Source organism: Rhodococcus pseudokoreensis (assembly GCF_017068395.1).
Lineage (GTDB): Bacteria > Actinomycetota > Actinomycetes > Mycobacteriales > Mycobacteriaceae > Rhodococcus_F > Rhodococcus_F pseudokoreensis.
The window spans coordinates 1,551,675-1,577,994 of the sequence record NZ_CP070619.1 but is presented as its reverse complement, the minus strand read 5'-3'; the positions used below and the strand labels follow the sequence as shown (position 1 = coordinate 1,577,994).

Sequence of the window (26,320 nt, the reverse complement as noted above, 5' to 3'; positions counted from 1 at the left end):
CGTTTCGGAGGCCAATCGCCGTGATGTCACGGTGAACGCAGCACGGAACTGCCGTACCACCGGCAGACCTCCAGAGCGGTCGATACGGTGAACTGATCGACTCCCTCGGGCGTTCCTCCGAGTTCCTCGGATGCTTGCTGAACCCGGTACGTGACCGTATTTCGATGCAGCATCATGCGCTCGGACGCCGCCGCGGGGCTCCGATTGCATGCCAGGTAGACGCGCAGTGTTTCACGGAGTTCATGTGCACGTTCAGTATCGGTTGACAACGGGCCGAGAGTTTCTCCCACGAAGTGGCGTAACTCGGCGACGTCGCCCCTCATCATCGCGACGGGGGCAACGTCGGCGAACGTGAGGATCTGAGGTGGCCTAGGCCTGGCCGATTCAGCGAGCGCTCTCACGCGTGCTGCCTGGTCGTACGAAGTCCGGAAGCCATCGACACCGTCACACGGCAGCCCCGTGGTCACCTGAACCGGGAGCGGATCAGCGTCGAGCAGGGCTCTCAGCCTGGCGACGAGATTTCGCTCCGGCTCGCGCAGTGACACCCAGATCGTCATGGCTGCCTCATCGGTGTGAACTGACACCGTTTGCGCCCGCGCGGCCGCCGTGGTCAACAGGTCATGGAAGCGGTCGAGTACCTCACCCGGCGCCATCACCTGCGCGCGATCTGCAGTAATCCACGCATCGACGGCCAGATGAGTTCCCGAGAGCGGATAGCCGATGGCCCGCTGCGCCTCCGTCGTATCGACCACTGTTCCGGCCAATAGCCGAGATATCCAATGTTGCTTCAATCCGCTGCGGCTATGAATCCACCGTTCGCGCTCCTCCTCGAAATCGACAGTGATGCATTCACACACGTGGTCGAGGTAGGTCGCGACCGTGTCGATCACTGTTTTCACCGCCCGTAAGTCGTTGGCCTCGTCCAGGCCGTCGGCCACGTCAAGGCAGATCCCGGTGAACTGGGCTTGACCCACCCGATAGATCCGCAACAGGTCTGCCAGGGAAACGCCGCGTCGAGCAAGTCCGCGCGCATATGTCACCGCACCGGGCGGTGGAGAAATGCTCGCCGGGTCGACATTGGCACGAAGTGCATCGAGGAGGATCATCGTGTTCTCGATGACGCTCACTCGAAGCATGTCGCGATATTCGCGATCCGGAACGACCGAGGGCATGTCTGTGATGATGGAAGCGAGCAATCCCTCGGCGAATTCTGCTTGATGGGGAATGACACGATCGGCGATTTCTCGGATCACCCTGTTGTTCCGCTCGGCGGACCGATCTGCTGCCTCAAACAAGGCACTGTCACCTCCCGCTCGACTTTCCACAGTTCCGTAGCGCTGCGAGGGCCGCATTATGTCCGCACATCCCGTGCACTCCAGCACCTGGAGGTGTTGCGGCCGAACAGATATAAACGCCGTCGATTCCAGTGCGATACGGATCGATGGCAATGCGTGGGCGCAACACCAATTGAACGGGATTGTTCTCGCCGGTGATGATGTCGCCGCCGACATAGTTCGGGTTGTAGACGCTCATCGCAGCTGTCGATCTACTGAAGGTACCCACGATCCGCTCGCGCGTTCCGGGCGCGAACCGTTCGATCTGGCCGATGATGGCATCTGTTGCATCGCCACTGTACCCATGGGGTACATGAGCATACGCCCAGATCGGATGAACGTCACCGTTCGAACGGTCTGGATCGGCAAGGTACTGCTGACCGATCAAGACGAACGGCCGCGACGGCATGATTCCCCGCGCAATGTCACGTTCAGAGGCAATGATCTCGGCAAGGTCTCCGCCGAGGTGTACCGTGCCCGCTCGACGGCAGTATTCATTGATCCATGGGACGCCACCCTCGACTGCCAGGTCGACCTTGAAGGCACCGGGACCGTGCCGATATCGGCTATACGCGCGTCGAACTCGCGCCGGTAGAAGGTCGCCTGCGATATCCACAACACCTCGCGGCGCAAGATCGAGCATCACGATGTCCGATGGCGGTAGGTCACCCAGCGAGCGCACTGGTTGACCGGTCTCGATCTTTCCGCCGAGCGATCCAAGGAGTGAGGCGAGAGCGTTCGTGATCGACTGCGACCCGCCGGCCGCTACCGGCCACCCGTAGGTGTGCGCGGCAGCGATCATCATCGCGCCGACCGACGACGTCGCCGGGCGGGTGAGCGGGTGAATAACGTGCGCGGCGATTCCGGCGAAGAGCGCCCGCGCCTCCTCGGATTGGAATACGCGCGCCAACGTCCCTGCCGGCGGCACCGCGCGCAGCCCGAGCTGTGCGAGCGCGCCGGGATGGCGGGGCACGTGGGTAATCGGCCGCAACAGATCCTGCGCGAGGTCGTCGAATCGACTGGCGAGCGGCCCGAACAGTTGGCACCACCGCCGACCATCGACGCCGAGCTGCTGTGCAGTGTCATCAAGGGAGCGGAGCAGCACTCCCGCACTGCCGGTGTCGAGCGGGTGCGCGGCGTCGACCTCCGGCCACCTCCACTCGAGTCCGTGCGAAGCGAGATCGAGGGTTCGAAGATACGGGGAGCCAGCGCCCATTGGATGGATTGCCGAGCAGTCGTCGTGCAATACCCCGGGGAGAGTGTGTTCGCTGCTTCGCGTACCGCCCCCGATGGTCTCGGCAGCCTCGATTACGGTCACTTCGATGCCGTGTTGGGCGAGCGTGACGGCTGCAGCCAGGCCATTGGGCCCTGCGCCGACCACTAGTGCGGTGGTCATGCTTCCACAACACCTTTTCCGTATGAGCCGCGATGGTCGGCGAGGGACCATTGCGGATGGACCCGGATGGGTCCGTCTTCGAGCCACGGTTGCGCGGCGATCATGTCGGCGACGTCGATATATCCGCGTTCGATCTCTCCGACCGCCAGGTCGTAGACGCGATACCGCTGTCGCAAGTTGTGGACGGGTTGCGATTCGATGTAGACGACTATCGCTTCACCCGATGCGAAGCGGCACCGCTCCTGAATCGCCTCCATCAACTGTGCCCCGTGTAGATGCCCGTCTCCGAAGGACCAACCCAGCACCGCGCCTGCGACGAATTCACCTTCCCGAATGTCGTAATTCTGATAAGAGTCGACGTGATTTCCGATCAGAGTGGTCAGTGCTCTGCCGTGGCTGTGAAGAGATCGCCACGCAACCGCCTTCTCGACGAGCAGTTCAGCCACGTCCCGCCCATACAGTGACGTCAGTTGATCGACCTGGATCGGCGCAGCCTTCACGATCTTGTCGTTCAGGCGGGACTCGCTTCCCTTGCGAAACGCCCACTGTGTGGTTGCCCAGTTACCTGCGTAGTAGCGCATGGACCACAGGAACGAGATCCTGTCGGGAAAGAAGTTTCCCAGAACCGGAAAGAGTGACAATCCGAGAACAAGCGCGAGCAACAGCATCGGCGAGATCGACCCGATGCCGTAACCGTCGGCGGGATACAGCCCGAACAGGTAGACAGCGCTGAAGACGTAGAAGACGTTCCATTCCAAAGGAACTCCGAGCGGGAACATTGACGTGATGAAAAGGTGGAAGAACACGATGACTACCAACGCGCAGATCGTCACGAGCCGGTTCGACGACAACAGCAACACAACGGGTACAACGAACTCGATGACGGTTCCCTGGTGCGCTATGAACGACGCCAGCTTGGAGGGACGCAGATCATCCGGATAGTTCCGATACAGGCGCCGCTTCAGGCGGGGCGAGCGGAACCATGGTGCATTGCTCATCATCGCCGAGACCACGAACGAAAAGTGGCGGCCCAACTTTGAGAATGCTGCACCCCACCAGACCGCCATCATGATCAGCTTCAGTCCGACGATCATCTCGACGAAGGGAAGGAACGCGAAGAAGATGGCGGCCACCCAGTACTGCTCGGACCGCGCCGCCAGGAAGAGTGTCTTGTCTCGCAAACCGGCGATCGCGAGCAGCACGATCAGCGGCAGCAACAGCGACGGGTCGAGCAACCCGACACTATCGGCGGGCTGTCCGTCCTTCCAGACACCATCGGACAGTAGGAGGGTGACCAGCGAAGCGACCACTCCCAGATATGTCGCAACGTCGAACCAGGTACGCCTGCTCCCCTTCGTGAAGGGGACCGCGGATGGCCATGGTGGGAGCCGGATTGTGTTCGGCCGCAACCAATGCAAGACCCCACCGATCGGCGGCGAGAAGCGGAATGCGAGCGGACCAGAGGACGCTCCGAGCCCGAGGAACTCGAACAGCATGGTCCACAGCAACATCTTCTGATAGAAGATCGGTTGAGCCCAGAAGGCTCCGATATCCCAGAAGCCACCGAAACCGCTCGTGAAACTGGCGATCACCACTCCGGTGAAGAGATACGTAACTATCTTGGCGACGTACAGCATGTGCACGCTCCACGGAGTCCCGACACCGAACTCGGCCCAATGGCGCGTGAGAACCTTCAACCTGCTGAGGTACGGACGATCCTTGAACGTGGCCAGGTCCACGTCAGGAAAGTCTGCTTCAGCTATCGACAGCCGGTGACGCGACTAAGACTAGGGGCCGAATGTGACCTGTACCATATGCCAAGTCGCCAAATGTGGCCCCGTTCTTGTGCTGGGAGCACAGCTGGCTTACAACACGACAATCGCCAGGTAGGGCTGTGAGTGGCCGACTGTCGCGAAGTGTGATCCCAGACGGTCGAAGGCACGAGAACCTCACGGCAAGTGCTTTTCTCACGACTTCCGGAGTATCAACTCGTCCCCCGCAGACCACGCTGTGCTTGGGCAGGCTCTCCGCTCATCCACACCGACGTCGTGACTCGGTCCTCGGTGACGATGGCAGTGCCACAGTTGATCCGGTGTCGCGGCGGCGGATCCGTAGCTGCCGTGGTCCCATGGGCGTGTGTTTCGGGTACTGCTCAACGAGGCCGTGGTCTTTTGCGGACTCAGGGCTGACCAGTTGGCACAGTGATCGGACGACCCCAGTCATCGTATTGCGTGGCTTAAGGGTGAACCGTGACGAATCAGGGCTGGACAAGCCCTTCGCGGACCGCGACCAGTGCGGCCTGGGTGCGTGAGTTGAGGTGCATCTTCGCCAGCACGTTGCCTACGTGGGTGCGCGCGGTGCGTTCGCTGATCGACAGCTCCGTGGCGATGGCACGGTTCGACATGCCGCGGGCGACGAGGATGAGGACGTCGCGTTCGCGGGCACTCAACGATCGCAGTCCGGCGGCGGGCGTGATCATCTGGTGGGTCAACTGGCGGGCGATCGCGGTGTCGAGGAACACCTCGTCGCGGGTCGAGGCGCGGATCGCAGCCTCGACCTCGGACGGATCGGCATCCTTGAGGAGATATCCGGAGGCGCCGTTGGCGAGCGCCGCGTGCACTCGTTCGGTCTCCCCGAAGCTGGTCAGGACGACGACCCGGACGCTGGGGTAGCGGGCCGCGATTTCCTTCGCGGTCTCCACACCGTCCATTCGGGGCATGACGAGGTCGAGCAGGGCAACGTCGGGCAGCTGCTGGTGCGCCGCCATGTCGGCGAGCTTGTCCAAGGCCTCCACGCCGTCGCCGGCTTCGGCCGCGACGACGATGTCGTCGGTGGAGGCGAGGAAGCTGGTGATTCCGCGCCGGACGACCGCATGATCGTCGATGAGGAGTACACGAATCGTTGTGGCCGACTCGTCCATGGCGTCCTACTTCCTGTGATCGGGATGTGGCGGGGGCGGCACGAGGGACGCGCTGACGTGGGTGCCGCGGCCGGAGTCGTTCGTCGTGACGTGAAGCTGCCCGGACCACCTGCCGACCCGGTCCCGCATGGATGTCAGTCCGTAGCCGTCCGTGGTCGAGGCTGCGGCCGTCAGACCGGTACCGTCGTCGATGATGTCGACCCGCACCAGCCGAGGGTTCTCGGACACATTGACGCTCACCGCGACGGTGGACGGTGCCGCGTGCTTGACAGCATTGTGCAGGGATTCACTGACAACCTGGTAGACGTCCTCGATGAAGTCGGTGTCGTCCTCGTCGAGTTCCGGACCGACGGACAATTCGATCTGGATGTCCGTGCGGCGGGTGATCTTCTCGACGAGGAGTTGCAATGCTGCCGAGAGCCCCATCTCGGCGGACATCGACGGCTGCAGTGCGAGGACCACCCCACGTAGATCGTGTTGCACCGCCAGACTCAGCTCGGCGACCTCCGCGGCGATCCGCGCGATGTCCGTGGCGAGCGGCTCGGGTGCCTTGGCGCCCATCCGCTCCAGGGCCCGTGCCTGCATGCCGATCGAAAATACTTGTTGCACAACCGAATCGTGAAGATCGCGGGCCAGGCGTTTGCGTTCTTCCCTGCGCACCGCGATGCGATCACGTTCCAGCAAAGTGGCGTAGTCGATCGCCAGCGATGCCTGGTCCGCCATCGCGGTGAAGAAGTCGAGCATGGTGCGGCCGGCGTGATAGCTCGGTTCCATGTAGACGTTGAGGACGCCGACCGCCTTGCCGCGGGTCACCAAGGGTGTGCAGACGAAGTCAGCCCATTCGATCTGTGAGACATACTCGTGGAGCGGCTGCCAATTGGGATCGGCCAGCATGGCGGCCTTCCGGTTCGGGTAGACGATCTGCCGTCCGCTGTCCATCACCTCGTAGGTGGCCAGGGTCGCACCCCGGCGGTGCGAGGCCATGAGCAGGTCGAAGAACGTGTGCACCTCGGAGAACCCGGCAGCCCCCATCACCTGCAGCCGCCTGCTGACCGGCGCGACGGTGATGAACTGGGTCGCGGCGACGCCCTCGGATTGCTGGACTTCCCACGCCATCGCATCGAGCACGGTGGCCACCGAGTGTTGGGACGCCATGTTCGCGGCCGTGCGGGCCAACGCGGCGACGCGACCTTGTTGCCGCCGTTGATCGGTGACGTCCCGGAAGGTGACGACCATTCCGCCGGTCACCGCAGAGCCGACTTGGTAGGAGAGCATCACGAAGTCCTCGAGACCGACATCCCAGTAGCCGACCCGCTCGGCAGCAGCATCGGCCTCTGTGTCCGCCCCGGCTGGATCGGAGCTGATGTCGAACGGGCTCTGCACCCCCAGCAGCTCACCCGTGTCCGTGGCGTCGAGCATGACCGCGCCGGCGGAATTGGTCGAGACGAAGCGGCCGGCGTCGTCGACGACCGCAACCCCGATGGCGATTGCGTCTACGATCGATCTGCCGTTCACCCGTTTCATGGTAGGACGCCACGGAACAGTCGAGGCGGCGGGCGGCGCGTCAATTGACCTAGTGCTGCCCGCCGCGATCGGCAGGTTTTTCCTGTCGGACGCCACTGCCGAACGAGTGCGGGCCCCCTTAGCGTTGACAGCGAAGCAGGCGCCGCGACACGCACGCCTTCCGCAGGACGCGTCATCCACGACCTCCTGCGTCACTCTCTCGAAAGGGGCATGTTCGGTGAGCGCACTCTCGTCCACGATGACCGAGCCGACGGTGGTACTCGACGGCAAGGCAACAGCCAAGGACATCCGCCGTGAGCTGACCGAACGAGTATCGGCACTGGCCGCTCGGCAGGTCGCGACCGGACTCGGGACGGTCCTGATCGGCGAGGACCCGGCCAGCAGGGCCTATGTCGCCGGCAAGCACCGGGACTGCGCCGAGATCGGTGTGTCCTCGTTCAAGATCACCCTTCCGGCCGGCGCGAGCACCGCCGACGCCCTCGCCGCACTCGACGACCTCAACAGCGAGCCGGCGTGCACCGGATACATCGTGCAACTCCCGGTGCCCGCGCACGTCGACCGCACCGCGCTCCTCGAGCGGATCGATCCGGACAAGGACGCCGACGGCCTGCACCCAGTCAACCTCGGCCGACTGGTTCTCGGAGCCCCGGGACCACTCCCGTGCACGCCCCGGGGCATCGTCGAACTCCTCCGCCGGTACAGTGTTCCGCTCGACGGGGCCGAGGTCGTCGTCGTCGGCTGCGGCATCACCGTCGGGCGTCCCCTCGGCCTTCTCCTCACCCGAGAATCAGAGAATGCGACGGTCACCCTGTGCAACCGAGGAACCCGCGACCTACGCAAGCACCTGCGCGAGGCGGACATCGTCGTCGGCGCGGCCGGCAGCGCAGCCCTGATCGACGGCTCCGACATCAAACCGGGCGCCGCGGTCCTCGATGTGGGCATCACACGAACCGAGAACGGCATCATCGGCGACATCGCCCCCAACGCCTGGGGGATCGCCGGCCACCTCACCCCGATGCCCGGCGGTGTCGGCCCGATGACCCGCGCGATGCTGTTGGTCAACATCGTCGAAGCCGCCGAACGAGCATTCCCGGCACGATGAGCCGATCCTGTTCGCCGCGATTCGCCAACCCGCACACACCCCACTCCACCACTACCACTGGCGCCCAACCGGTCGGGACAACCGCGGTCGGCATCCTCAACGTCACCTCCGATTCCTTCTCCGACGGGGGTCGGTTTCTCGACCGATCCGCGGCCGTCGCACACGGACTCCGCCTGCACCGCGCGGGCGCACACGTGGTCGATGTCGGTGGTGAATCCACCCGCCCCGAGGCACAACGAGTACCGGGGAAGGTCGAGCGGGCCCGAGTGATCCCCGTCGTCGAGGACCTGGCTGCGCGCGGTGTCACGATCAGCGTCGACACGATGCGAGCAGATACCGCCGCGGCAGCAGTCCGCGCCGGCGCCACTTACATCAACGACGTGTCCGGTGGTGGCGCGGACCCGGAAATGTTTGACGTTGCAGCAGAAACCGGCGTTCGACTGATCATCAACCACTGGCACAGCATGTCGGACTCGGGGCGGCCACGGCCGTGCGACATCGTCACCGAAGTCCTCTACGACCTCGACGCGATGGTTTCTCGCGCGCTCGCCGCGGGCGTCTCTCCGGAATCGGTGATCGTCGATCCTGGCCTGGGTTTCGGCAAGAGCAGTGACGACAACTGGGCGCTGTTGACCCATCTCCCTCGACTGTGCGCACTTGGGTACCCGGTTCTCATCGGAGCGTCCCGAAAACGTTTCCTCGGTGCACTACTCGGAGAAGATGGCCAGAACCGCCCCACCGTGGGCCGTGACACCGCCACCGCAGTCATCTCCGCTCTCGCGGCACACCGTGGCGCGTGGGGTGTGCGTGTGCACGACGTTTCCGGCACTTTGGACGCGCTCCGCGTGGCAGAGAAAGTGCGAAACGCCCCACGTCCGCCAGGCCCAACAAAGCGGTCTCGAGCGTCGCGGGTCGACCACACAGACATCGGGATCGCGATTCGTCCCGATTAGTCGACTTCGCCGCGATACCCCACCCTGTGTGTTCAACCATGCCGACAACACCGTCACGACGACGCCATACACGGCATCATCGCCAAAGCTGAATGGCAAATCGAGTCGTTCGCAGGTTGAGTGCAGGAGGGTGATCGTGGAAGGTCTCGATCCAGCAATCCTCGAGGTCGCGTGTCGGTGGCTGCCGTATGGCGGACCTCCATCCGACGAAATCTGGATCGACTTCGGAATGACGGAACTCAGGTACGACCAGCACCTTCGCGAGATTCTCGAGAAGGTGGCGTCGCGTCACCTGTCGCCGGATGTCCGGATCGCCTTGCGCGGCCAGCTCGTGGAAAGGCGCGAACGGAGAAGGCGTTCGAATAGTTTCGTCGGGCATTAGCTAATCCAGTCCCACATACTTATCAACCTCGACGAAAGCACTGCAATGCCCTACGACATTCATGAAATCGACGAGGACGATGTCGTCGTCACGCACGAGAAGTCCTATGCGGCAGGTGTTCCTGCGGTGTTGGTCTCGCTCAAGCGCGGACTGGAGCAGATGGGTCCGGTGCGTATGGCCCGGACCCTGATGAAGCTGAATCAGCGGCAGGGATTCGACTGCCCGGGCTGCGCGTGGCCGGAAACCCCCGGGCACCGCAAGCACGCGGAGTTCTGTGAGAACGGCGCGAAGGCGGTCGCCGAGGAGGCCACCACCCGCACCGTGACACCGGAGTTCTTCGCCGAGCATTCGGTGGCGGATCTGCTGGGTCGCACCGAGTTCTGGCTGGGGCAGCAGGGCCGGTTGACGCATCCGATGGTCCTGCTGCCGGGGGCCACGCATTACGAGCCGATCGGGTGGGACGCGGCGTTCGCGCTGATCGCCGGGGAACTGCGCGCTCTGGCGTCGCCGGATGAGGCGGTGTTCTACACCTCCGGGCGCACCAGTAATGAGGCGGCGTTCGTGTATCAGTTGATGATCCGGGCGTTCGGGACGAACAACCTGCCGGACTGTTCGAACATGTGCCACGAATCGTCGGGGTCGGCGTTGGTGGAGACGATCGGGATCGGGAAGGGGTCGGTGTCGGTCCCCGACATCGAGAACGCCGACCTGATCCTGATCGCCGGGCAGAACCCGGGGACCAATCATCCGCGGATGCTCTCGACGCTGGAGAAGGCGAAGGGCAACGGCGCGACGGTCATCGCGATCAACCCGCTCCCGGAGGCCGGACTGTTGCGGTTCAAGGACCCGCAGAAGGTGCACGGCGTCGTCGGCGACGGGGTGCAGATCGCGGACGAGTTCCTGCAGATCCGGATCGGCGGCGACCAGGCGTTGTTCCAAGGCCTGGGCCGGTTGCTGCTCGAGGCCGAGGACGCGGCACCGGGCACCGTGCTGGATCGGGAGTTCATCGACCGGCACACCGCCGGGTTCGAGGAGTGCGCGGCGCACCTGCGGCGGGTCGATCTCGGCACCGTAGTGGAGGCGACCGGGTTGACGCTCGAGCAGATCCGGGCCACCGCGGACGCGTTGATCGGATCGGAGAAGACCATCATCTGCTGGGCGATGGGATTGACCCAGCAGACCCACGGGGTCGCGACCATCCAGGACGCGGTGAACCTGCTGCTGCTGCAGGGGATGATCGGCAAACCGGGCGCCGGGGTGTGCCCGGTGCGCGGCCACTCGAACGTGCAGGGTGACCGGACGATGGGCATCTGGGAGAAGATGCCCGAAGCGTTCCTGACCGCCCTGGATACCGAGTTCGGTATCCGGTCGCCGCGTCGGCACGGGTTCGATGCGGTCGATTCGATCCGGGCGATGCGCGACGGGAAGGCGTCGGTGTTTGTCGGGATGGGCGGCAACTTCGTCTCCGCGACCCCGGACACCGAGACCACCGAGGCCGCGCTGCGCCGGTGTGCGTTGACGGTGCAGGTGTCGACGAAACTGAACCGCTCCCATTTGGTGACCGGGCAGTCCGCACTGATCCTGCCGTCGCTGGGCCGCACCGACAAGGACGTCCAGGCCGGCCGCAAGCAGCAGGTCAGTGTCGAGGATTCGATGTCGATGGTGCACCTCTCCCGCGGCAGCCTGCCCCCGGCCGGTGACCAGTTGCGTAGTGAGGTCGCGATCGTCTGCGGGATCGCGCAGGCGTTGTTCGGGCCGGAGCATTCGGTGCCGTGGGCGGAGTTCACCGCCGACTACGACCGGATCCGGGATTCCATTGCCCGGGTGATCCCGGGGTTCGAGGACTTCAACCGGAAGGTGCGCCGGCCGGACGGGTTCGGGTTGCCGCACCCCCCGCGGGACGAGCGCCGGTTCGTGACGAATACGGGGAAGGCCAATTTCACGGTCAGTGAGTTGTCGTGGCTGCCGGTGCCGGCGGGGAGGCTGATCCTGCAGACCATGCGCAGTCATGATCAGTACAACACCACCATCTACGGTCTCGACGACCGCTACCGCGGCGTGAAGGGTGGTCGGCGGGTGCTGTTCATCAGCGCCGAGGACCTGGAGTCGTTCGGGTACGCGGCGGGGGATCGGGTGGACCTGGTCTCCGAATGGACGACGGCCGACGGTGGTGTGGAGGAGCGGCGGGCGGAGGATTTCCGGTTGGTGCCCTACCCGACCCCACAGGGGAATGTGGCCGCCTATTATCCGGAGACGAATCCGCTGATCCCGCTCGATCATGTTGCGCGCAAGTCGAACACGCCGGTGTCGAAGGCGGTCACGATCCGCCTCGAGAAGCGGGGCTGAGTTCAGCAATGCGGGACTTCTGGCAACGATGGGGTCTTCGAGGAGGGCAATTCGTGCTGTCTCTGCTTCTGCACGCGTTCGCGGCGTTCATCTACCTGTTCGTCCGCAACGTCGGACGCCGCCCTCCCCGCTTCGATTCACCTTCTGGCACACGGAAGGATGCCAACGACAGGGTCTGTAGTCGACCGGCGCCGGCGAGGTGGTCGCAGTGGCCCGAGTAACGACGCGACGTCCTCTCACCCGCATCGACGGTGAGCAGCGGCGCACCCGCGTCGACACCGCGGTCGTCGAGGAACCCCTCGAAATCCGGGTGAACGGCACACCGTTGGCGGTGACGATGCGCACCCCCGGCTCGGATGTGGAATTGGCGCAGGGATTCCTACTGACCGAGGGCATCATCACCGGGCGCGCCGATATTGCGTCGATACGGTACTGCAACAGTGTCGACGAGCACGGCGTCAACACCTACAACGTACTGGATGTGGACCTGGCGCCGGGAGTGTTCCTGCCCGACACCGGGATCGAACGCAACTTCTACACCACGTCCTCGTGCGGGGTGTGCGGGAAGGCGTCCCTCGACGCGATCCGGCAACGGACCCGGCATTCCCCCACCACGGACACGGTGCGGGTGGAGGCGGCGACCATCGCCGAGTTGCCGGACCGGTTGCGGGCGGCGCAGAAGGTGTTCGACACCACCGGGGGTCTGCATGCGGCGGGGTTGTTCAGCCGATCCGGGGAACTGCTCGCGGTCAAGGAGGACGTCGGCAGGCACAACGCGGTCGACAAGCTGATCGGGTGGGCCACCGAACAGGACCGGGTCCCGCTGCGCGGGACGGTGCTGCTCGTCAGTGGTCGGGCGTCGTTCGAGTTGGCGCAGAAGGCGGTGATGGCCGGGATCCCGATCCTCGCGGCGGTGTCCGCGCCGTCGTCGCTGGCGATCGACCTCGCCCACGACACCGGACTCACCCTCATCGGATTCCTCCGCGGCACCACCATGAACCTCTACACCCACGCCCACCGAGTGCTGGCCGGAGCGACGGTCGCCGTGCAGTGACGATGTGCGCTGCGCGACGCGACGGTGCTTCGAAGTTTCAGATCCTGCGGAAGAGGGCGGCGAGGGCTTGGCCGCCGCCGATGCACATGGTGACGATGCCGAGTTCGAGGTCGCGGCGCACCATGTCCTTCGCGATGCGCAGGCTCAGGATCGCCCCGGTCGCCCCGACCGGGTGACCCAGCGCGATCGCCCCGCCGTACGGGTTGGTCTTCTCCGGGCTGAGCTTCGCGTCCCGGATCACTGCGACCGCCTGCGATGCGAATGCCTCGTTCAGCTCGATCACGTCGATGTCGCCGGGGGTGGTCCCGGTCTGTTCGAACAGGTTCTGCAACGCGAGGACGGGGGCGTATCCCATCAGCGCGGGGTCCATCGCCGCCGTCGCGACCGCTTCGAGTGTCACCAGCCCGGTCAGGCCCTTGTCCCGCGCCGCGGACTCGGTGGCCAGCACCAGCGCCGCGGCGCCGTCGTTGATCCCGGACGCGTTGCCGGCGGTCACCGAGCCGCCCTCCTCGAACGCCGGCCGCAGCTTGGCGAGGGTTTCGAGGGTGGTGTCGGGCTTGGGGTGCTCGTCGACGTCGACCGTCTTGGGTCGCCGGCCGCCGATCTCGACGGGGGTGATCTCCTCGGCGAACGCGGCCTTCGCCGCATCGGAGGCGGCGCGGCGCTGGGATTCGACGGCGAACTCGTCCTGCTGCTGCCTGCTCACGTCGTACTTGCGGGCGACGGCCTCGGCGGTGCGGCCCATGTGCACGCCACCGAACGGGTCGGTGAGGATCGCGACCGTGCCGTCGACCAGCTTGCGGTCACCGAGCTTGTAGCCGGAGCGGGCGGAGAAGTCGTAGAACGGCATCCGCGACATGCTCTCGTCGCCGCCGGCGAGGGCGAAGTTCACCCCACCCCAGCGCATCTGCTGCGCCGCCGACCACACCGCCTGCAGACCCGACCCACACAACCGGTTCACGGTGTACGCCGGGGTCTTCTCCGGAAGTCCCGCGGCCAGGGCCACGCGGCGGGCGTTGTAGGCGTCCGGCCCGACCTGACCGATGCAGCCCATCACCACCTCGTCGATGTCGCCGCCCGGCACCCCGGCACGGTCCAGTGCGGCCTTCGCGGCGGTCGCACCCAGTTCGTGGGCGGGCACGTCCTTGAACGCGCCCCCGAAGCTGCCGATCGGGGTCCTCGCGCCGTCGACTACGACGATCGGTTCAGGAGAATTCATGAAAAGCCTTCTTTATCAGCAGTTTTGATCGTGCAGCGGTCGATTGCCACCGCTTTGTGTAGGCCCGTGTCAGAGACCGGGAGTGGTCGTCACCTGGGGCGGTACCGTTTGGCGCTCAGCGAGATGCAGCCAAAGCTTGCGCCGGGTTTCAAGGGGTATCCGCGAAGGGTGATCATCGAGGATCCGCGCGAGCTGCCGTCCGTACCGCTCACGTGTCATGCCGAATCGGGTGAGCAGTTCCTCGGATGGTGGCGTGCCGTATGGCAGCCACCGGCAGGCGAACTCGATGATCGCGGAGTCAAAGCTGTCCATCACACGATTCCGTACCTTCCCAGATCGGAGCACTGTGGGTCTTGCCGCACTCAGTGTGTGGGGTTGTGTGTCGGAACGGCGCCGGCTCCAGGATGTCGGGAAGAATTCGGCAGTACCGTGGTGATTGTCCCGGACCGCTGGATTGATATCACAGAGGCGCTGGTTAACCCGGCGGATTGGTCTGTGCGCGCAGTCACAAGCAACCGGTTGTTGTGTCCAGCATCACGGCATCGTCGCTCGGCTTCAGTTCGATTGATCAGGATACGCGGATAGCCCTGGACCGACGTGGTGGCATCTGGGCAGTGTTCCGCGGTGACCACAGTGAGGTTGCCCGGCGAACCGATAGATGGCGATCCGCGCACCGCCTCGACGATCGACACGGCCACGCAAGTGTCGGTCCATTAGCGAGGCGGGCGACAAGGGGCAGATCCTCACCCACCGATCAAGTAGACGAAGGACCGGTCGATGCTTGTCAGACGCTCTTCGAAAATCCTTGTGGCAGTCGGCGTGCTGTTCATCGCTCTGGCCGCCCTCCTGCGGTTCGTGCTAGTGCCCTCGCTGTCAAAGTTGCCGGGAGACCTTGACGTCAACCCGGTATACGAGGGGACCGGCACGCTGCTCAACGCTCAGGCGCTCCAAGCAGGCGATATCGCCAACGTGATCGCATCCGATGTCCCGGTGACAATCGATCGGCACATCTACGTCTCGAGCACCGACGGCGACACCGCGCTCGCTCACGATGACATCACCCTCGCGGCACCCGGACTCTCGGTGCCGTCCAACCACACCTACGCCATCGACCGCAAGACGATGGATGCGGCGGACGGCGCGCGCGGGGAGGGAGTTGAACCCCACAGCGGGATGACCATCGCTCTTCCACTGCACCCGAACCCGTCAGCGAACTACCAGTACTACGATTCGGCAACGAGAACGACGGTTCCGATGACCTACGTCGACCCGGGTACCGTCTCCGGACGCGACGTACTCAATTACACGGTGGAAGCCAAGGGGACCCTGCGCGATCCCGCGATCGTGGCGACATTGCCTCCCGCGCTGCCCAAGTCGCTCGTCGGATCGCTGGCTCCGCTCCTTCCGGCGGACGTGCAGCAAAGTCTCGGTGGGGCTCTCGGGCAGCTCGCCGATCCAGTGCCGTTCACGTACACCGCGGTCACCCGAATCGACCTCGCTGCAGATCAGGTCCTCGGCTCTCCCATCGACGCGAAGCTGAACCAGCAGATCATCGCGAATGTCGAGATCGACGGCCAGTTGGTGCCCGTCATGCCCGTCCTCGCCATCGACACCGCTCTCAACGACCAGTCGATCAGCGACGCCGCTGCTGCGGCCAAGTCCCAGAGCATGCAGTTGAACCTGATCAGTGTGGTCGTGCCAATCGCTCTCCTGATCCTCGGCGTTCTCGCACTGCTCGTCGGCATCCTTCGGGGCCGCCGGCGCGGAGTCGCCCAGTCTTCGGCGCCGCGGGAAAACGTGTCGGTTCGATAGCCGAGCAGCGGATCCGAAACCTGTCGTCGCTCCGACATGAAGGCAGCTTTGCTGACCTGGATCTATCCATCGCTTGGGGTAGCCGCTGAGCCCCGGTTCGCAGGAAGGGAGACAGACCCATGGAGATCGTCGTGGACTATGAAGGATGCGAAGGGCACGGCGAATGTGTCATCGCCGCCCCCGAGGTCTTCGACCTCAACGACGATGGCGACGAGGTGATTGTCTTGGATGACGCTCCGGCCGAGAGTCTTCGTCCCAAGGTTGAAACGGCCGTCAAACTGTGCCCGGTCGCGGCGCTACGGCTTGCTGACTGATCCCTCCGGCTCCACATCTCATGGTCGGGAACTGCGATGAGCAATCACCGACCCACACCTTTCACGTAACACCCATCAGAGAGAAAGCAGAGAACAATGCCCGCATTCACCGACCCCACCGACCTGCGGAATTTCGTCGGAGGCATTTTCGAGAAGGCGTACCTGGACGAGAAGCTCGGCCCGAAGCTCACCGCCACCGGCGCCGTTCTCCTCGTCGCGTGCCACGACCCCGAATGTGAGGTCGTGCTCGATATGCCCAACAACAAGGTCTATTCGAGTGTCGCCGAAGGCGGAGTCGAGCCCAACGCCACCCTGCGAATGAGCTCCGACACCGCAAACAAATTCTGGCAGGGCAAGGTCAACATGACGCTGGCTCTCACCAAGGGCACCGTCAAAGCCGAAGGTCAGATCATGAAGGTGCTCAAGCTCGTGCCCAGCACCAAGTTCCTGTTCCCGATCTACATCCAGGACCTCAAGGACGCCGGACGCGAGGATCTCATCGCCTGACCCGTCACCGGGACCAATCCCGACGCCCGATCCACGATGGGGCCGGTACCTCCACCGGCCCCATCCTGGTGTCCAAACCGAACCCGACCGATCCGTCGATAGTCCCTCCAGCGTCGCGCGACGCTACGCCGAACGATTCCTCCCCAGCATCGAAAGGCCGACCTTGTGACCACCCTCGAACACACCAAGTACCCGGTGTCTCTGTACGACGGAGCCGACGCCAACAGCATCGCAGGATTCATCGGCACCTACCTTGGTGAAAACCTCGAAGAACACCCCTCGCGTATCAAGCTGGCACACAAGCTCACCCACTCCGTCACGATCATCAGCACGGACACCGACAGCGCCTGCACGATCGTGTGCGGGGACGAAGAAGCAGTCGTCTACAACGGCATGGTCGGGCAACCGCCGGTGGTGTTGATCACCACAGACAACCACATCCACACCATCGCACAGCTGCCAACGAAGGCGGGCGGGCTCGTCCCGTTCGGACTGCTGACAAATCGCGGGATGAAGTTGCTCGGTGCACTAGTGACGCGCCGACTCGTCGTCAAGGGTCTGTTCACCGATACCGCGACGGTGCTACGCCTGATCGCCCTACTCTCGGTGAGCGATTCATGACGGTGATCTCTCATACGGAACGCGCCGTGGGCGAACCGGATCCGCGACGCGCCTCCACGACAACAAAGGTGATGCGCGGTGTCGTCCTTCTCGCTCTGATCCCGTTAGGCATCTTCTATCTCGGGCCTCGCGTCTACGACCTGACCGCCACACCCTATCGGCTCGACCAGGCCGTCATGTCTGCCAACAACTACAACCCCGCGCTTGCCGAACTCGTCGAACACGAGAAAGTCACCCTGTCCGCATTCGCAGCCCTCGACAAGATGAAGGCGGCCCTGGCCAGCGTCCAAGAAACGGATGCCACAGTGGCGGCGGAACTGAATACCCTGATCGGCCAGATCAGCGGAGATGTACAGAGCACACTCGACCAGGCAGGCGCGAACGTCGACGATCTCGTGGTGTCCCTGGACGCTTTGACTGCGCACATCAACTCGCTGCAGCCTCCGGTCGACGGTGCGACAACGGCGCTGGCCGGCAACCGCGCAACACTGGCATCGATCCTCGACGACGCACGCTCGACGGCCGAGAAGGTCCACAGCGCCCGGGTCTCGGCGGAAGAATCCGCGAACGATCTGTCAGGAAAGTAGGGAATTGTTGTGATCTTCTTCGGACGCCGCGGTGGACCCGCACGGATGGTCCTGGCGATCGTCGCGGTCGGTGTTCTGGGACTGTTGACATTCGTCGTCTACAACCTCAATCATCGCCTCGACAATCAGCAGCAAGTCAACGTGACCAGCATCGGTGTCTCTGAGGACATCGTCGACGTCAATGACAAACTCACCGGACAGTTGCAGCAGTTGACCGAACTCACGCACACTGCACAAACGGCGCTGGATTCGACAGTCGCGCTGGGTCCCCTCCTGGTCAAACTCGACGAGGCCATCACGCCCGCCGCGGCGATGCTCGCGCAGGGAACAACAGGTGCGCAGATGACCAACGAACAATTGCAGAATATCCAGTCCATACTCGGCGAGGTCCAGAACACGGTGCTGCCCTTGGTGGAGTCCGCCGACAGCTTCGGTGCTCAAGGCCGACAGCTGCTGGCCATCGTGCAGGGACTGGTCAGTGATCTAGAGGGATCGGTCGCGGCGGCACAAACGATCAACCAGATGCTGCCCCTACCCGGATAGTCCGTCAGATCCACTGAACTGCGCAACCCACCCTCCCGACTGGACGTGATATGAAGCAGGGCAACACTTTATCTCCCTCCTCCCTCTCACGCCGTGGCCTGACCGGCTATCGGCGTTTCGACATCCCGACTTCGGACTTGCCCTACCGGAAGAGCGCGCCGACCATGACATCGGACGTGCCCGATACGGCGCCGCGGACTCGGTACGCCACTATCACCGAATGGTGCGGCCGCGCCGCCGCCGTGATCGCAGTCGTTCTCTTCGCAATGGTGTTGCTGACCATCCACAAGGGGCTTCTCGTTCAAGACAGTGCGCGCACCGTGGTCGACAACTTCCGCGTGACCAACGAATTCTTCGCCCAACGGGCGGACCTCACCGCTCCCGCCACCGCGCGCCGACAGCTCGATGAACTCAACGGCGTCCTGGCACAGTTGAACTCCGCAGCCGCTACGGACGTCGACCATCTCGCCGCGCTGCTGCCCAACGCGCAGGCCCTCGTCGCCGCAGGTCAAGGTGACACCCAGATCGCAGGCGAACTCGAGTCGGTGGCAACCACCCTCCAAGGGTCGGCCGCATCCCTGCACCAGATCTCCGCGGACGCGAACACCACGGTCACCGCGGTCAACGATGAACTCACTCGGGCACTGGATCTGACGAACCAACTCAATGCAGAACTGACGCGTACGACCAACAAACTCGCACTCGTGCCCGCTTCCGACGCGCTCATCCCCGCACCAGAAGGAATCCGATGATCTCCAAGAAGGCATGGTCCCTGGTCGTCCTGGTACTCGGAGTCGTGCCAGCCGTCGTCCTGTGTGCGCTGAACGGCTTCTTCCCGTCGCTACGCGATGTCAGCGACCCGCTGGGACGGCCCTCGGCATTGAGCCTCGAACTCATCGACTCAGCGGGCCAATTCGACAGTCTGTCCGCTCTCTTACTCCCCAAGCACGCTCAACTGGCAACCGACATCCAGACCCTCACCCCGCTCGCCAACGACCTCGAGGGCCTCACCACCAAGGCGGGCGAGCTGTCCGGCCTCGCGAAGACTGTCAACGCCTCCACCTCATCGGTCGGAGCCACCGCATTGCCGCTACCCGACCTGGTGGCCTCGGTGACCAGCCGCGCCGACCAAGCCAGCCCAACCGTGGCTGGTCTGTCCACCGCGGTCGGTTCGGTAACGACACAGTTGGAGGGCATCAACCAGGGGCTGACCACGGTCGGCGGATCGCTCGGAGAACTCGGCCCGAAAGCCTCGGCCATCGCCACCACACTGTCGGTCATCCGCGAGGAAGCCGCCCACGTCCAGGAGTTCGGTCCCCTTCTCGCGGTGGTCGGCCCACCGGTCAACGAACTGAACTTGCCGCCGCTGGGTGTTGCACCCGCACCGGCTTCCACGCCACCGGCGTGACGGCACCCCAATCTCCTCGAAAGGCGGAATCCCTGATGCTTCGGCTCTCTTGGGCAATTGCATTCGCATTCACCATCGCAGTACTTGCCGGCATCCTCGTCGTCACCCGCGATCTGAGCATCTCGAACGACATCTTCAAGGACGGGGTGGCACAGGCGAAGATCGTCGACAACACCACCGATCAAGCACTGGACGGAGCGCAGCAACTACCGCCCGCCAACACGGCGATCAACAACAGCCTCCCGCATGTGGTCGGGATCCTGGACTCGCTGACCAGGGCAGACCAGACTCTTGGTTCGCTCGGGGATCAACTGGCCGCGCTCGGTGATGCACTGCAGGCGGCGGACCCGCCGCTCGTGGGCATCATCGGAGCCGGACAGGCGGCAACGGACCAGGCCAATGCGGCCGCGGCGCCGGCCGCGACGATCGTCACCACGCTCGGTGAAGCAGACGCGAAAGTGAAGGCACTCGGACCGCTACTCGACCAATCCCTCGCACTCGGGCAAACGATCGACTCCAAACTCCGAGTGTCTCTGCTGCTGCCGAAAGTGGGGAACTGAGCGGCACAAGTCACCAAGAACAACGGGTGCACCAGGGCACCGGCGGTTAACCACACCGTCGGTGCCTTTTCAGTCGTGTGCGGGCTCTGCAACCGAGCAGATCGGTGAGGAGCCTGGCCCGTCATGGAGTCGGTCTCGGTCCGGAAATGGTCGACGGACTGGCAGTCAAGGCTGCCTGACGGCCAGGGCCGTGCCGTGTCGCCCTGGCATCGTGCTCAGGACCTGAACCCGGCCGGATGCCCGGACCTGCACAAACCGAATCGTCCGGTGCAGCATCAGCCGCACCGGACGATTCGAGGTGGCGAAGACTACCCGCGCAGGCGGATCGTCACAGCGCGCGGTTCGGTGAAGAACTCGCGTGAGTACTGGCCGCCCTCACGGCCGAGTCCGCTGCTGCCTTCGCCGCCGAACGGCAGTCGGAGGTCGCGTTCGAAGAAGGTGTTGATCCAGACGGTGCCGGCCTTCCACTGCGCCGCCATTCGATGAGCCCGGTTGAGGTTCTCGGTGAACAGCATCCCGGCCAGCCCGTAGGGCGAGTCGTTAGCGATCCGCAGTGCCTCATCCTCGGTGTCGAATCCGAGAACCGTTTCGACGGGACCGAAGATCTCCTCGCGCGCAGTGCGCGAGTCGTTGGTGAGCCCGGTGATCACTGTCGGCGGATAGTAGAAACCGTTCGCTCGGGCGTCGTCGGTAAGCCGGGACCCGCCGGTGAGGATCTTGCCACCCTCCTCCTGTGCCAGTTCGACGTAACCGTGCACCTTCTCGAGGTGCTTCTGCTCGATGAGCGGACCGACGAAATTGGCAGGGTCCTTCGGGTCACCGACGGTCAGCGTGCGGGCCTCCTCGGTGAACCGCTCGAGAAACTCGTCCATGATCGAGTTCTGCACCAGCAGCCGCGAACCCGACAGGCACACTTGGCCGTTGCCCCCGAAGATCGCACGGATCGACTTGGGAACGGCGATGTCGAGGTCAGCGTCGGCGAAGACGATGTTCGCGGACTTGCCGCCCATCTCCGCCGAAACCGGGGTGTGGTTCACGGCGGCGGCCTGGAGAATCTTGACCCCGGTGGCACTCGAGCCGGTGAACGTGATCCGGTCGACCCTCGGATCTGATGTGAGAGGTCCGGCGACGGCCTCGCCGCCGAATCCGTGTACCACGTTCAGAACACCCTCGGGCAACCCGGCCTCGAGGGCGAGTTCCGCGAACCGATTGGCGGTCAAGGGAGTCTGCGGTGACGGCTTGAGGACGGCGGTGTTCCCGAACGCCAACGCAGGGGCGATCTTCCACGTCGCCAGCATCAGCGGCGCGTTCCAGGGGCTGATCGCCGACACGACTCCGGCTGGCGGGTACAGCACGTAGGAGAGCAACTCTCCATCCGGGTAGGCCTCGTTGGCGGCCATCGACACGTAGTCGGCGAAGAACCGCAGATTGTGCGCGACGCGGGGAATCTCGGCGTGCAGCGACTGATTGATGCTCTTGCCGCCATCCCGGGTCTCGAGGTGGGCCAGCTCCTCACGGTGGCTGTCGACCTTGTCCGCGACCGCGTGCAGGATCTTCGCCCGCTCCTTCGGCGACATCCGCGGCCACGGGCCTTCGTCGAACGCCTTCCGAGCCGCGGTGATGGCTTCAGTGCCATCGGCCGCCGTGCCCCGGGCAACGGTGCCGAGCAGAGAGTCATCGTGCGGGTCACGCGTTTCAAACGTCGCGCCGTCCGACGCGGAACGCCAATCGCCACCAATGAGGTGCTTGACGTCGGAAATTTCCGGTACTGCGGTCATGTGCTCTCCTGTTAATTCAGGCTGGAATGCAGGGCCTCCCGGGCCTGATGTGAAAACGCGACAAAGCGCGGCATGCCATTGACGGTGTCTGTGACTCACGACACTACGAGCCGAGGTCCGGGCGCACCATGGCTTCACACGCACATCGGGTGGTCGCGAGGCGCACGGCACGAACACCGCGGAAAATGGGTGGGATGGAGGGACGCACCGACTGCGTGTTGTCCGGAGCGTCCCTCCATTCGGTCAGGACCCAGCCAAGACCGGGGTCTCGTAGGTGCGGCCGGCAAGTTCGGAGGCGACGTCGATGATCATGTCCTCCTGGCCGCCGATGACGCCGCGGCGACCAAGCTCCATCAGGATCTCGCGCGCGGGGACGCCGAACTTCTTCGCGGCCCGCTTGGTGGGGTGGAAGAAGGTGGAGTACACCCCGGCATAGCCGAGGATCAGGGCGGTCTCGTCGACGATCTGCGGTTCCTTCATCAGCGGCGCGACGACGTGCTCGGCGGTGTCGATGAGCGGGAACAGGTCCACCCCCGTGTCCCAGCCGGCGCGTTCGAAGGCGGCGGCCAGGACCTCGGTCTGGGCGTTGCCCGCGCTGGCGCCGAGACCGCGCAGGGACCCGTCGATGAAGGTGGCCCCGTTCTCGGCGGCGGTGAGCGCATTGGCGATGCCGACACCGAGGTTGTTGTGGGCGTGGAACCCGATGTGCGCGGTGATCGCCTCCCGCAGGGCAGCGACCCGATCTCCGGCGTGCCGGGGCACCATGGCACCGGCGGAGTCGACGACGTAGACGACGTCGGCGCCGTAGGAGTCGAGTTTCGCGGCCTGTTCGGCGAGCGGTTCGGCCTCGAGTTTGTGGCTCATCATCAGGAACGTCATCACCGTCAGGCCCTGCTCCTTGGCCCATTCGACGGGCTGCTGCCCGCAATCGGCCTCGGTGCAGTGCACCGCGACACGGACGGTCTTGATGCCGGCGTCGATGGCCTTCTGCAGCTCGGCCAGCGTCGCGATGCCGGGGACGTAGAGGGCGGCGATGTCGGCGTTGTCGACGGCGTCGACTGCGGCGCGCACATAGTCGGGGTCGGTGGCGGCGGCGAACCCGTACTGGATCGAGGAGGCCCCGAGGCCGATGCCGTGCGCGACCTCGATGGTCGAGACCCCGGCGCGGTCGAGGCCGCGGGCGATGTCGGCGACGTTCTGCGGGGTGAACTGGTGCGAGACCGAGGACATGCCGTCGCGCAGCGTGGTGTCGACGATCGTGATCTTCTTCTGGGTTGGGGTGTTCACTGTGCTGCTCCCTGGACGAGGTTCTGGCGGGCCATGACGTCGGCGACCTGGACGGCGGCGGCGGTGATGATGTCGAGGTTGCCGGCGTAGGTGGGCAGGAAATCGCCCGCGCCGACGACCTCGAGCATCACGGTGACCAGGTCACCGTCCACGTCGACCAGTCGCAACGAGTAGCCCGGGACGTACTGCTGGACCTTGGCGACCATGTCGATCACCGCGCGCTCGATGGCGGCCGGGTCGGGGTTGCGGACCTTGGCGTAGACGGTGTCGCGCATGTTCATCGGCGGTTCGGCCGGGTTGATCACCGAGATGGCCTTGGCGCGGTCGGCGCCGGCAACCTGGGCGAGGGCCTTGCCGGTCTTCTCGCTGAACTCGCTGAGGTTCTGGCGGGTGCCCGGCCCGGCGCTGTGCGAGGCGATCGCGGCGACGATCTCCCCGTAGGAGGCGTCGGCGACCTCGTTGATGGCGTAGAGGATCGGGATGGTGGCCTGGCCGGCGCAGCTGACCATGTTCACGTTCGGGGCGCTCAAATGGGCGTCGAGGTTGACCGCGGGGACGACGTACGGGCCGATGGAGGCGGGGGTGAGGTCGATGGCGGTGATCCCGGCCTCGGCGTAGCGCGGTGCCGCGGCGGCGTGGATCTTCGCGGACGTGGCCTCGAAGACGATGTCGGGCAGTTCCGGCTGGGCGAGCAACCAGTCCACCCCTTCGGCGGAGGCTTCGAGGCCTTCCTGCCGGGCGCGGGCCAGGCCTTCGCTGTCGGGGTCGATACCGACCATGTACCGGGGTTCGATGTGCTCGGACCGCAGCAGCTTGTACATCAGGTCGGTACCGATGTTCCCGGAGCCGACGATCGCGGCGCTCTTGCGACTCATTGTGTGCCTCTCGCTCATATCTGCCTGTGCGGACAGAACCTGGTGCGTCTAGATCGGTGGTGAGTACTCGCATGTGGTCTGCGCTGGAATCGCGCTCGTGCCTCACCGAAGTCCTTTCGAGGGAACCACTGCCGGTGGGAATGGAGCGGTGATGGTCGGGATAACCGAACAGCACCCCTTTCTGGGCCGCCCCGATCCCGATTAATCGGAGATCGGACCTAGATAGGCTGGTCACGGCTGCGGAGGTGATGCACGGCGAGCGACGTCGGGGCGGCTCGCGGTGCGCCTGAAGGCAAAAGGATGTGCGCCTGAAGCCATGGCTCGACGCCTCTCCGGCTCGTAGTGTTCTAGGCCACAGGCAGTCACAACCGCGACAGCGGTCACCGCCGGTTTCAAGGGTCTGGACGTATTCCCGCCCGAGTCCCGTATCCACCACAAACGTCGCCGGCGCATGCGGCCCACCGCGGTCATGGCGGCGCGATAAAGGAGAACGACATGAGTGACTCTCGGTTCGAGATTTCCCATCTCGCCCGTGCCGAACTGCTGAGCCCCAAGCCGCAGGAGACGGTGGACTTCTTCACGAAGTTCCTCGGCATGTACATCACCCACACCGAGGGGCAGTCGGTCTACCTGCGCGCCTACGAGGACCCGTACCAGTGGAGCCTCAAGGTCACCGAATCCACCCAGGCCGGGCTCGGCCACGCGGCACTGCGCACCAGCTCCCCGGAAGCCCTCGAACGCCGGGCAGCGTCCCTCAAGGACGCCAACGTCGACGGCGCATGGCGTGAGAGCGACTTCGGGTACGGCAAGACCTTCACCTACCAGTCCCCGGACGGGCACAACCTGGAACTGCTCTGGGAGGTCGAGAAGTACCAGGCCCCGCCGGAGCTGCAGTCCAAGATCCTCACCCGCCCGTCGAAGAAGCCGCTGCAGGGCATCCCCGTCAAACGCATCGACCACCTCAACCTGCTCGCCAGCGACGTCACCGCGGTGAAGAACTCCTTCGAACGCCACCTCGGGTTCCGGACCACCGAACGCGTCGTCGACGGCGACACCGAGATCGGTGCCTGGATGAGTTCGAACATCCTCGGCCACGAGGTCGCCTGCCTGCGGGACGCGCAGGGTGAACGGGGCAAGATGCACCACCTCGCGTTCTACTACGGCACCGGCCAGCACAACATCGACGCCGTGGAGATGTTCCGCGACTACGACATTCGGATCGAAGCCGGACCCGACAAGCACGGGATCACCCAGGCCCAGTTCCTGTACGTCTTCGAGCCCGGCGGCAACCGCATCGAGCTGTTCGGTGAGGTCGGGTACCTGCACCTCGACCCGGACGGCGAGACCAAGACCTGGCAGATGTCCGACATCGACACCGGGCTGGCGATCGGCGGCGCGAAGCTGCCGTGGGAGACGTACTTCACCTACGGCACCCCGAGCCCGCTCTCGCTCGACCAGCACATCGAGAAATACTCGCACTTCGGCCCCGGCGGCCCCGGCCCCGACGCCGCGGCAGCCGAGCAGGCGATCGGCGACGAGATCGACCACTCACGCGCGGTGGCCGGCGCACCGACGGCGTAGGGAAGCGTAATCCGCACTGCGTGATATCCACGAAAACGCGACGGACCACCCGGTCCGTCGCGTTTTCGTGCGTTTCTGTCGGCTATCTACCAATCTGTGGACGGGTGTCCTGTCCGCCACCGCAAACCGTGCGCGTGAATGCCAAACGATGTGCGCCTGACGCCATGGCACACCCACTCACGGCCTCGTAGTGTTGTGTATCACAGGCACAACCGCG

The 26,320-nt window shown here is 64.6% G+C and carries 24 protein-coding genes; 15 read left to right on the top strand and 9 right to left on the bottom strand.

Annotated features, from left to right (window positions below; translation table 11 throughout):
• Positions 1-26 precede the first annotated feature (26 nt).
• The 5 genes from JWS13_RS12705 to JWS13_RS12685 all read right to left on the bottom strand — a co-directional run bounded on the left by JWS13_RS12705 (position 27) and on the right by JWS13_RS12685 (position 7,165).
• A complete protein-coding gene (locus JWS13_RS12705; protein ID WP_206005828.1) occupies positions 27-1,295 on the bottom strand; it encodes a PucR family transcriptional regulator in 1,269 nt (422 codons plus the stop codon).
• A gap of 7 nt (positions 1,296-1,302) precedes the next feature.
• Positions 1,303-2,730: a phytoene desaturase family protein gene (locus tag JWS13_RS12700; RefSeq protein ID WP_206005827.1), complete on the bottom strand. Its 1,428-nt coding sequence runs from the start codon at positions 2,728-2,730 to the stop codon at positions 1,303-1,305.
• Positions 2,727-4,493, bottom strand: coding sequence for a DUF3556 domain-containing protein (locus JWS13_RS12695; RefSeq protein ID WP_259375290.1), 1,767 nt, complete (start codon positions 4,491-4,493; stop codon positions 2,727-2,729). The genes JWS13_RS12700 and JWS13_RS12695 overlap by 4 nt, the downstream gene beginning before the upstream one ends.
• A 494-nt stretch (positions 4,494-4,987) precedes the next feature.
• Positions 4,988-5,650, bottom strand: coding sequence for a response regulator (locus tag JWS13_RS12690; protein ID WP_206005826.1), 663 nt, complete (start codon positions 5,648-5,650; stop codon positions 4,988-4,990).
• 6 nt (positions 5,651-5,656) lie between these two features.
• Positions 5,657-7,165 (bottom strand): sensor histidine kinase, encoded by a 1,509-nt coding sequence (locus JWS13_RS12685; RefSeq protein ID WP_206005825.1) that lies wholly within the window; start codon positions 7,163-7,165, stop codon positions 5,657-5,659.
• A gap of 247 nt (positions 7,166-7,412) precedes the next feature.
• Here JWS13_RS12685 and JWS13_RS12680 point away from each other — a divergent pair, with 247 nt between their 5' ends.
• From JWS13_RS12680 to fdhD, 5 genes are all read left to right on the top strand, one after another.
• On the top strand, positions 7,413-8,276 hold the full coding sequence (locus JWS13_RS12680; RefSeq protein WP_206011580.1) for a bifunctional methylenetetrahydrofolate dehydrogenase/methenyltetrahydrofolate cyclohydrolase: 864 nt from the start codon (positions 7,413-7,415) through the stop codon (positions 8,274-8,276).
• Positions 8,273-9,229, top strand: coding sequence for a dihydropteroate synthase (gene folP, locus JWS13_RS12675; protein ID WP_206005824.1), 957 nt, complete (start codon positions 8,273-8,275; stop codon positions 9,227-9,229). Before JWS13_RS12680 ends, folP begins: the two co-directional genes overlap by 4 nt.
• Positions 9,230-9,257: 28 nt before the next feature.
• Positions 9,258-9,611, top strand: coding sequence for a hypothetical protein (locus tag JWS13_RS12670; RefSeq protein WP_143543161.1), 354 nt, complete (start codon positions 9,258-9,260; stop codon positions 9,609-9,611).
• 45 nt (positions 9,612-9,656) lie between these two features.
• Positions 9,657-11,957 (top strand): FdhF/YdeP family oxidoreductase, encoded by a 2,301-nt coding sequence (locus tag JWS13_RS12665; protein WP_206005823.1) that lies wholly within the window; start codon positions 9,657-9,659, stop codon positions 11,955-11,957.
• A 208-nt stretch (positions 11,958-12,165) separates the two neighbouring features.
• Positions 12,166-13,011 (top strand): formate dehydrogenase accessory sulfurtransferase FdhD, encoded by an 846-nt coding sequence (gene fdhD / locus JWS13_RS12660; RefSeq protein ID WP_206005822.1) that lies wholly within the window; start codon positions 12,166-12,168, stop codon positions 13,009-13,011.
• 37 nt (positions 13,012-13,048) lie between these two features.
• Here the strand turns inward: fdhD and JWS13_RS12655 are convergent, their stop codons facing one another.
• Positions 13,049-14,230, bottom strand: a complete 1,182-nt coding sequence (locus JWS13_RS12655; RefSeq protein ID WP_206005821.1) for a thiolase family protein — start codon at positions 14,228-14,230, stop codon at positions 13,049-13,051.
• A gap of 807 nt (positions 14,231-15,037) precedes the next feature.
• Here JWS13_RS12655 and JWS13_RS12650 point away from each other — a divergent pair.
• The 9 genes from JWS13_RS12650 to JWS13_RS12610 all read left to right on the top strand — a co-directional run bounded on the left by JWS13_RS12650 (position 15,038) and on the right by JWS13_RS12610 (position 20,582).
• Positions 15,038-16,042, top strand: coding sequence for a porin PorA family protein (locus JWS13_RS12650; protein ID WP_241032169.1), 1,005 nt, complete (start codon positions 15,038-15,040; stop codon positions 16,040-16,042).
• A gap of 119 nt (positions 16,043-16,161) precedes the next feature.
• Positions 16,162-16,356: a ferredoxin gene (locus JWS13_RS12645; protein WP_087562394.1), complete on the top strand. Its 195-nt coding sequence runs from the start codon at positions 16,162-16,164 to the stop codon at positions 16,354-16,356.
• A 96-nt stretch (positions 16,357-16,452) separates the two neighbouring features.
• A complete protein-coding gene (locus JWS13_RS12640) occupies positions 16,453-16,863 on the top strand; it encodes an SCP2 sterol-binding domain-containing protein (RefSeq protein WP_087562395.1) in 411 nt (136 codons plus the stop codon).
• A gap of 165 nt (positions 16,864-17,028) precedes the next feature.
• Positions 17,029-17,484, top strand: a complete 456-nt coding sequence (locus JWS13_RS12635) for a hypothetical protein (RefSeq protein ID WP_087562396.1) — start codon at positions 17,029-17,031, stop codon at positions 17,482-17,484.
• Complete coding sequence (locus JWS13_RS12630; RefSeq protein ID WP_241032168.1) at positions 17,481-18,071, top strand: Mce/MlaD family protein; 591 nt, start codon at positions 17,481-17,483, stop codon at positions 18,069-18,071. The genes JWS13_RS12635 and JWS13_RS12630 overlap by 4 nt, the downstream gene beginning before the upstream one ends.
• A gap of 9 nt (positions 18,072-18,080) precedes the next feature.
• Positions 18,081-18,614: a hypothetical protein gene (locus JWS13_RS12625; RefSeq protein WP_087562398.1), complete on the top strand. Its 534-nt coding sequence runs from the start codon at positions 18,081-18,083 to the stop codon at positions 18,612-18,614.
• A 50-nt stretch (positions 18,615-18,664) separates the two neighbouring features.
• Positions 18,665-19,366: a hypothetical protein gene (locus JWS13_RS12620; protein ID WP_206005820.1), complete on the top strand. Its 702-nt coding sequence runs from the start codon at positions 18,665-18,667 to the stop codon at positions 19,364-19,366.
• A complete protein-coding gene (locus tag JWS13_RS12615) occupies positions 19,363-20,022 on the top strand; it encodes a hypothetical protein (RefSeq protein ID WP_087562400.1) in 660 nt (219 codons plus the stop codon). The genes JWS13_RS12620 and JWS13_RS12615 overlap by 4 nt, the downstream gene beginning before the upstream one ends.
• A 35-nt stretch (positions 20,023-20,057) precedes the next feature.
• The gene (locus JWS13_RS12610; protein ID WP_087562401.1) at positions 20,058-20,582 is read left to right on the top strand and encodes a hypothetical protein; all 525 of its coding nucleotides are present in this window, start codon (positions 20,058-20,060) and stop codon (positions 20,580-20,582) included.
• A 308-nt stretch (positions 20,583-20,890) separates the two neighbouring features.
• Here the strand turns inward: JWS13_RS12610 and JWS13_RS12605 are convergent, their stop codons facing one another.
• From JWS13_RS12605 to JWS13_RS12595, 3 genes are all read right to left on the bottom strand, one after another.
• Positions 20,891-22,360 carry an aldehyde dehydrogenase gene (locus JWS13_RS12605; RefSeq protein ID WP_087562402.1) on the bottom strand — a complete coding sequence of 490 codons (1,470 nt, stop codon included), beginning with the start codon at positions 22,358-22,360 and terminating at the stop codon, positions 20,891-20,893.
• 243 nt (positions 22,361-22,603) lie between these two features.
• Positions 22,604-23,647, bottom strand: coding sequence for a 4-hydroxy-2-oxovalerate aldolase (gene dmpG / locus JWS13_RS12600; RefSeq protein ID WP_206005819.1), 1,044 nt, complete (start codon positions 23,645-23,647; stop codon positions 22,604-22,606).
• Positions 23,644-24,522, bottom strand: coding sequence for an acetaldehyde dehydrogenase (acetylating) (locus JWS13_RS12595; RefSeq protein ID WP_206005818.1), 879 nt, complete (start codon positions 24,520-24,522; stop codon positions 23,644-23,646). Before JWS13_RS12595 ends, dmpG begins: the two co-directional genes overlap by 4 nt.
• Before the next feature lie 495 nt (positions 24,523-25,017).
• Between JWS13_RS12595 and JWS13_RS12590 the strand changes: the two genes are divergently transcribed.
• On the top strand, positions 25,018-26,103 hold the full coding sequence (locus JWS13_RS12590; protein ID WP_206005817.1) for a VOC family protein: 1,086 nt from the start codon (positions 25,018-25,020) through the stop codon (positions 26,101-26,103).
• The last annotated feature ends 217 nt before the right edge of the window (positions 26,104-26,320 follow it).

Bases quoted from the DNA above. Each gene is read 5' to 3' on its own strand.
- JWS13_RS12605 (WP_087562402.1), bottom strand. From the start codon at position 22,360: ATGACCGCAGTACCGGAAATTTCCGACGTCAAGCACCTCATTGGTGGC.
- JWS13_RS12615 (WP_087562400.1), top strand. From the start codon at position 19,363: ATGATCTCCAAGAAGGCATGGTCCCTGGTCGTCCTGGTACTCGGAGTC.
- JWS13_RS12630 (WP_241032168.1), top strand. From the start codon at position 17,481: ATGACGGTGATCTCTCATACGGAACGCGCCGTGGGCGAACCGGATCCG.
- JWS13_RS12665 (WP_206005823.1), top strand. From the start codon at position 9,657: ATGCCCTACGACATTCATGAAATCGACGAGGACGATGTCGTCGTCACG.
- JWS13_RS12645 (WP_087562394.1), top strand. From the start codon at position 16,162: ATGGAGATCGTCGTGGACTATGAAGGATGCGAAGGGCACGGCGAATGT.
- folP (WP_206005824.1), top strand. From the start codon at position 8,273: ATGAGCCGATCCTGTTCGCCGCGATTCGCCAACCCGCACACACCCCAC.
- JWS13_RS12595 (WP_206005818.1), bottom strand. From the start codon at position 24,522: ATGAGTCGCAAGAGCGCCGCGATCGTCGGCTCCGGGAACATCGGTACC.
- JWS13_RS12620 (WP_206005820.1), top strand. From the start codon at position 18,665: ATGAAGCAGGGCAACACTTTATCTCCCTCCTCCCTCTCACGCCGTGGC.
- JWS13_RS12610 (WP_087562401.1), top strand. From the start codon at position 20,058: ATGCTTCGGCTCTCTTGGGCAATTGCATTCGCATTCACCATCGCAGTA.
- JWS13_RS12655 (WP_206005821.1), bottom strand. From the start codon at position 14,230: ATGAATTCTCCTGAACCGATCGTCGTAGTCGACGGCGCGAGGACCCCG.
- JWS13_RS12680 (WP_206011580.1), top strand. From the start codon at position 7,413: ATGACCGAGCCGACGGTGGTACTCGACGGCAAGGCAACAGCCAAGGAC.
- JWS13_RS12690 (WP_206005826.1), bottom strand. From the start codon at position 5,650: ATGGACGAGTCGGCCACAACGATTCGTGTACTCCTCATCGACGATCAT.
- JWS13_RS12590 (WP_206005817.1), top strand. From the start codon at position 25,018: ATGAGTGACTCTCGGTTCGAGATTTCCCATCTCGCCCGTGCCGAACTG.
- JWS13_RS12640 (WP_087562395.1), top strand. From the start codon at position 16,453: ATGCCCGCATTCACCGACCCCACCGACCTGCGGAATTTCGTCGGAGGC.
- JWS13_RS12700 (WP_206005827.1), bottom strand. From the start codon at position 2,730: ATGACCACCGCACTAGTGGTCGGCGCAGGGCCCAATGGCCTGGCTGCA.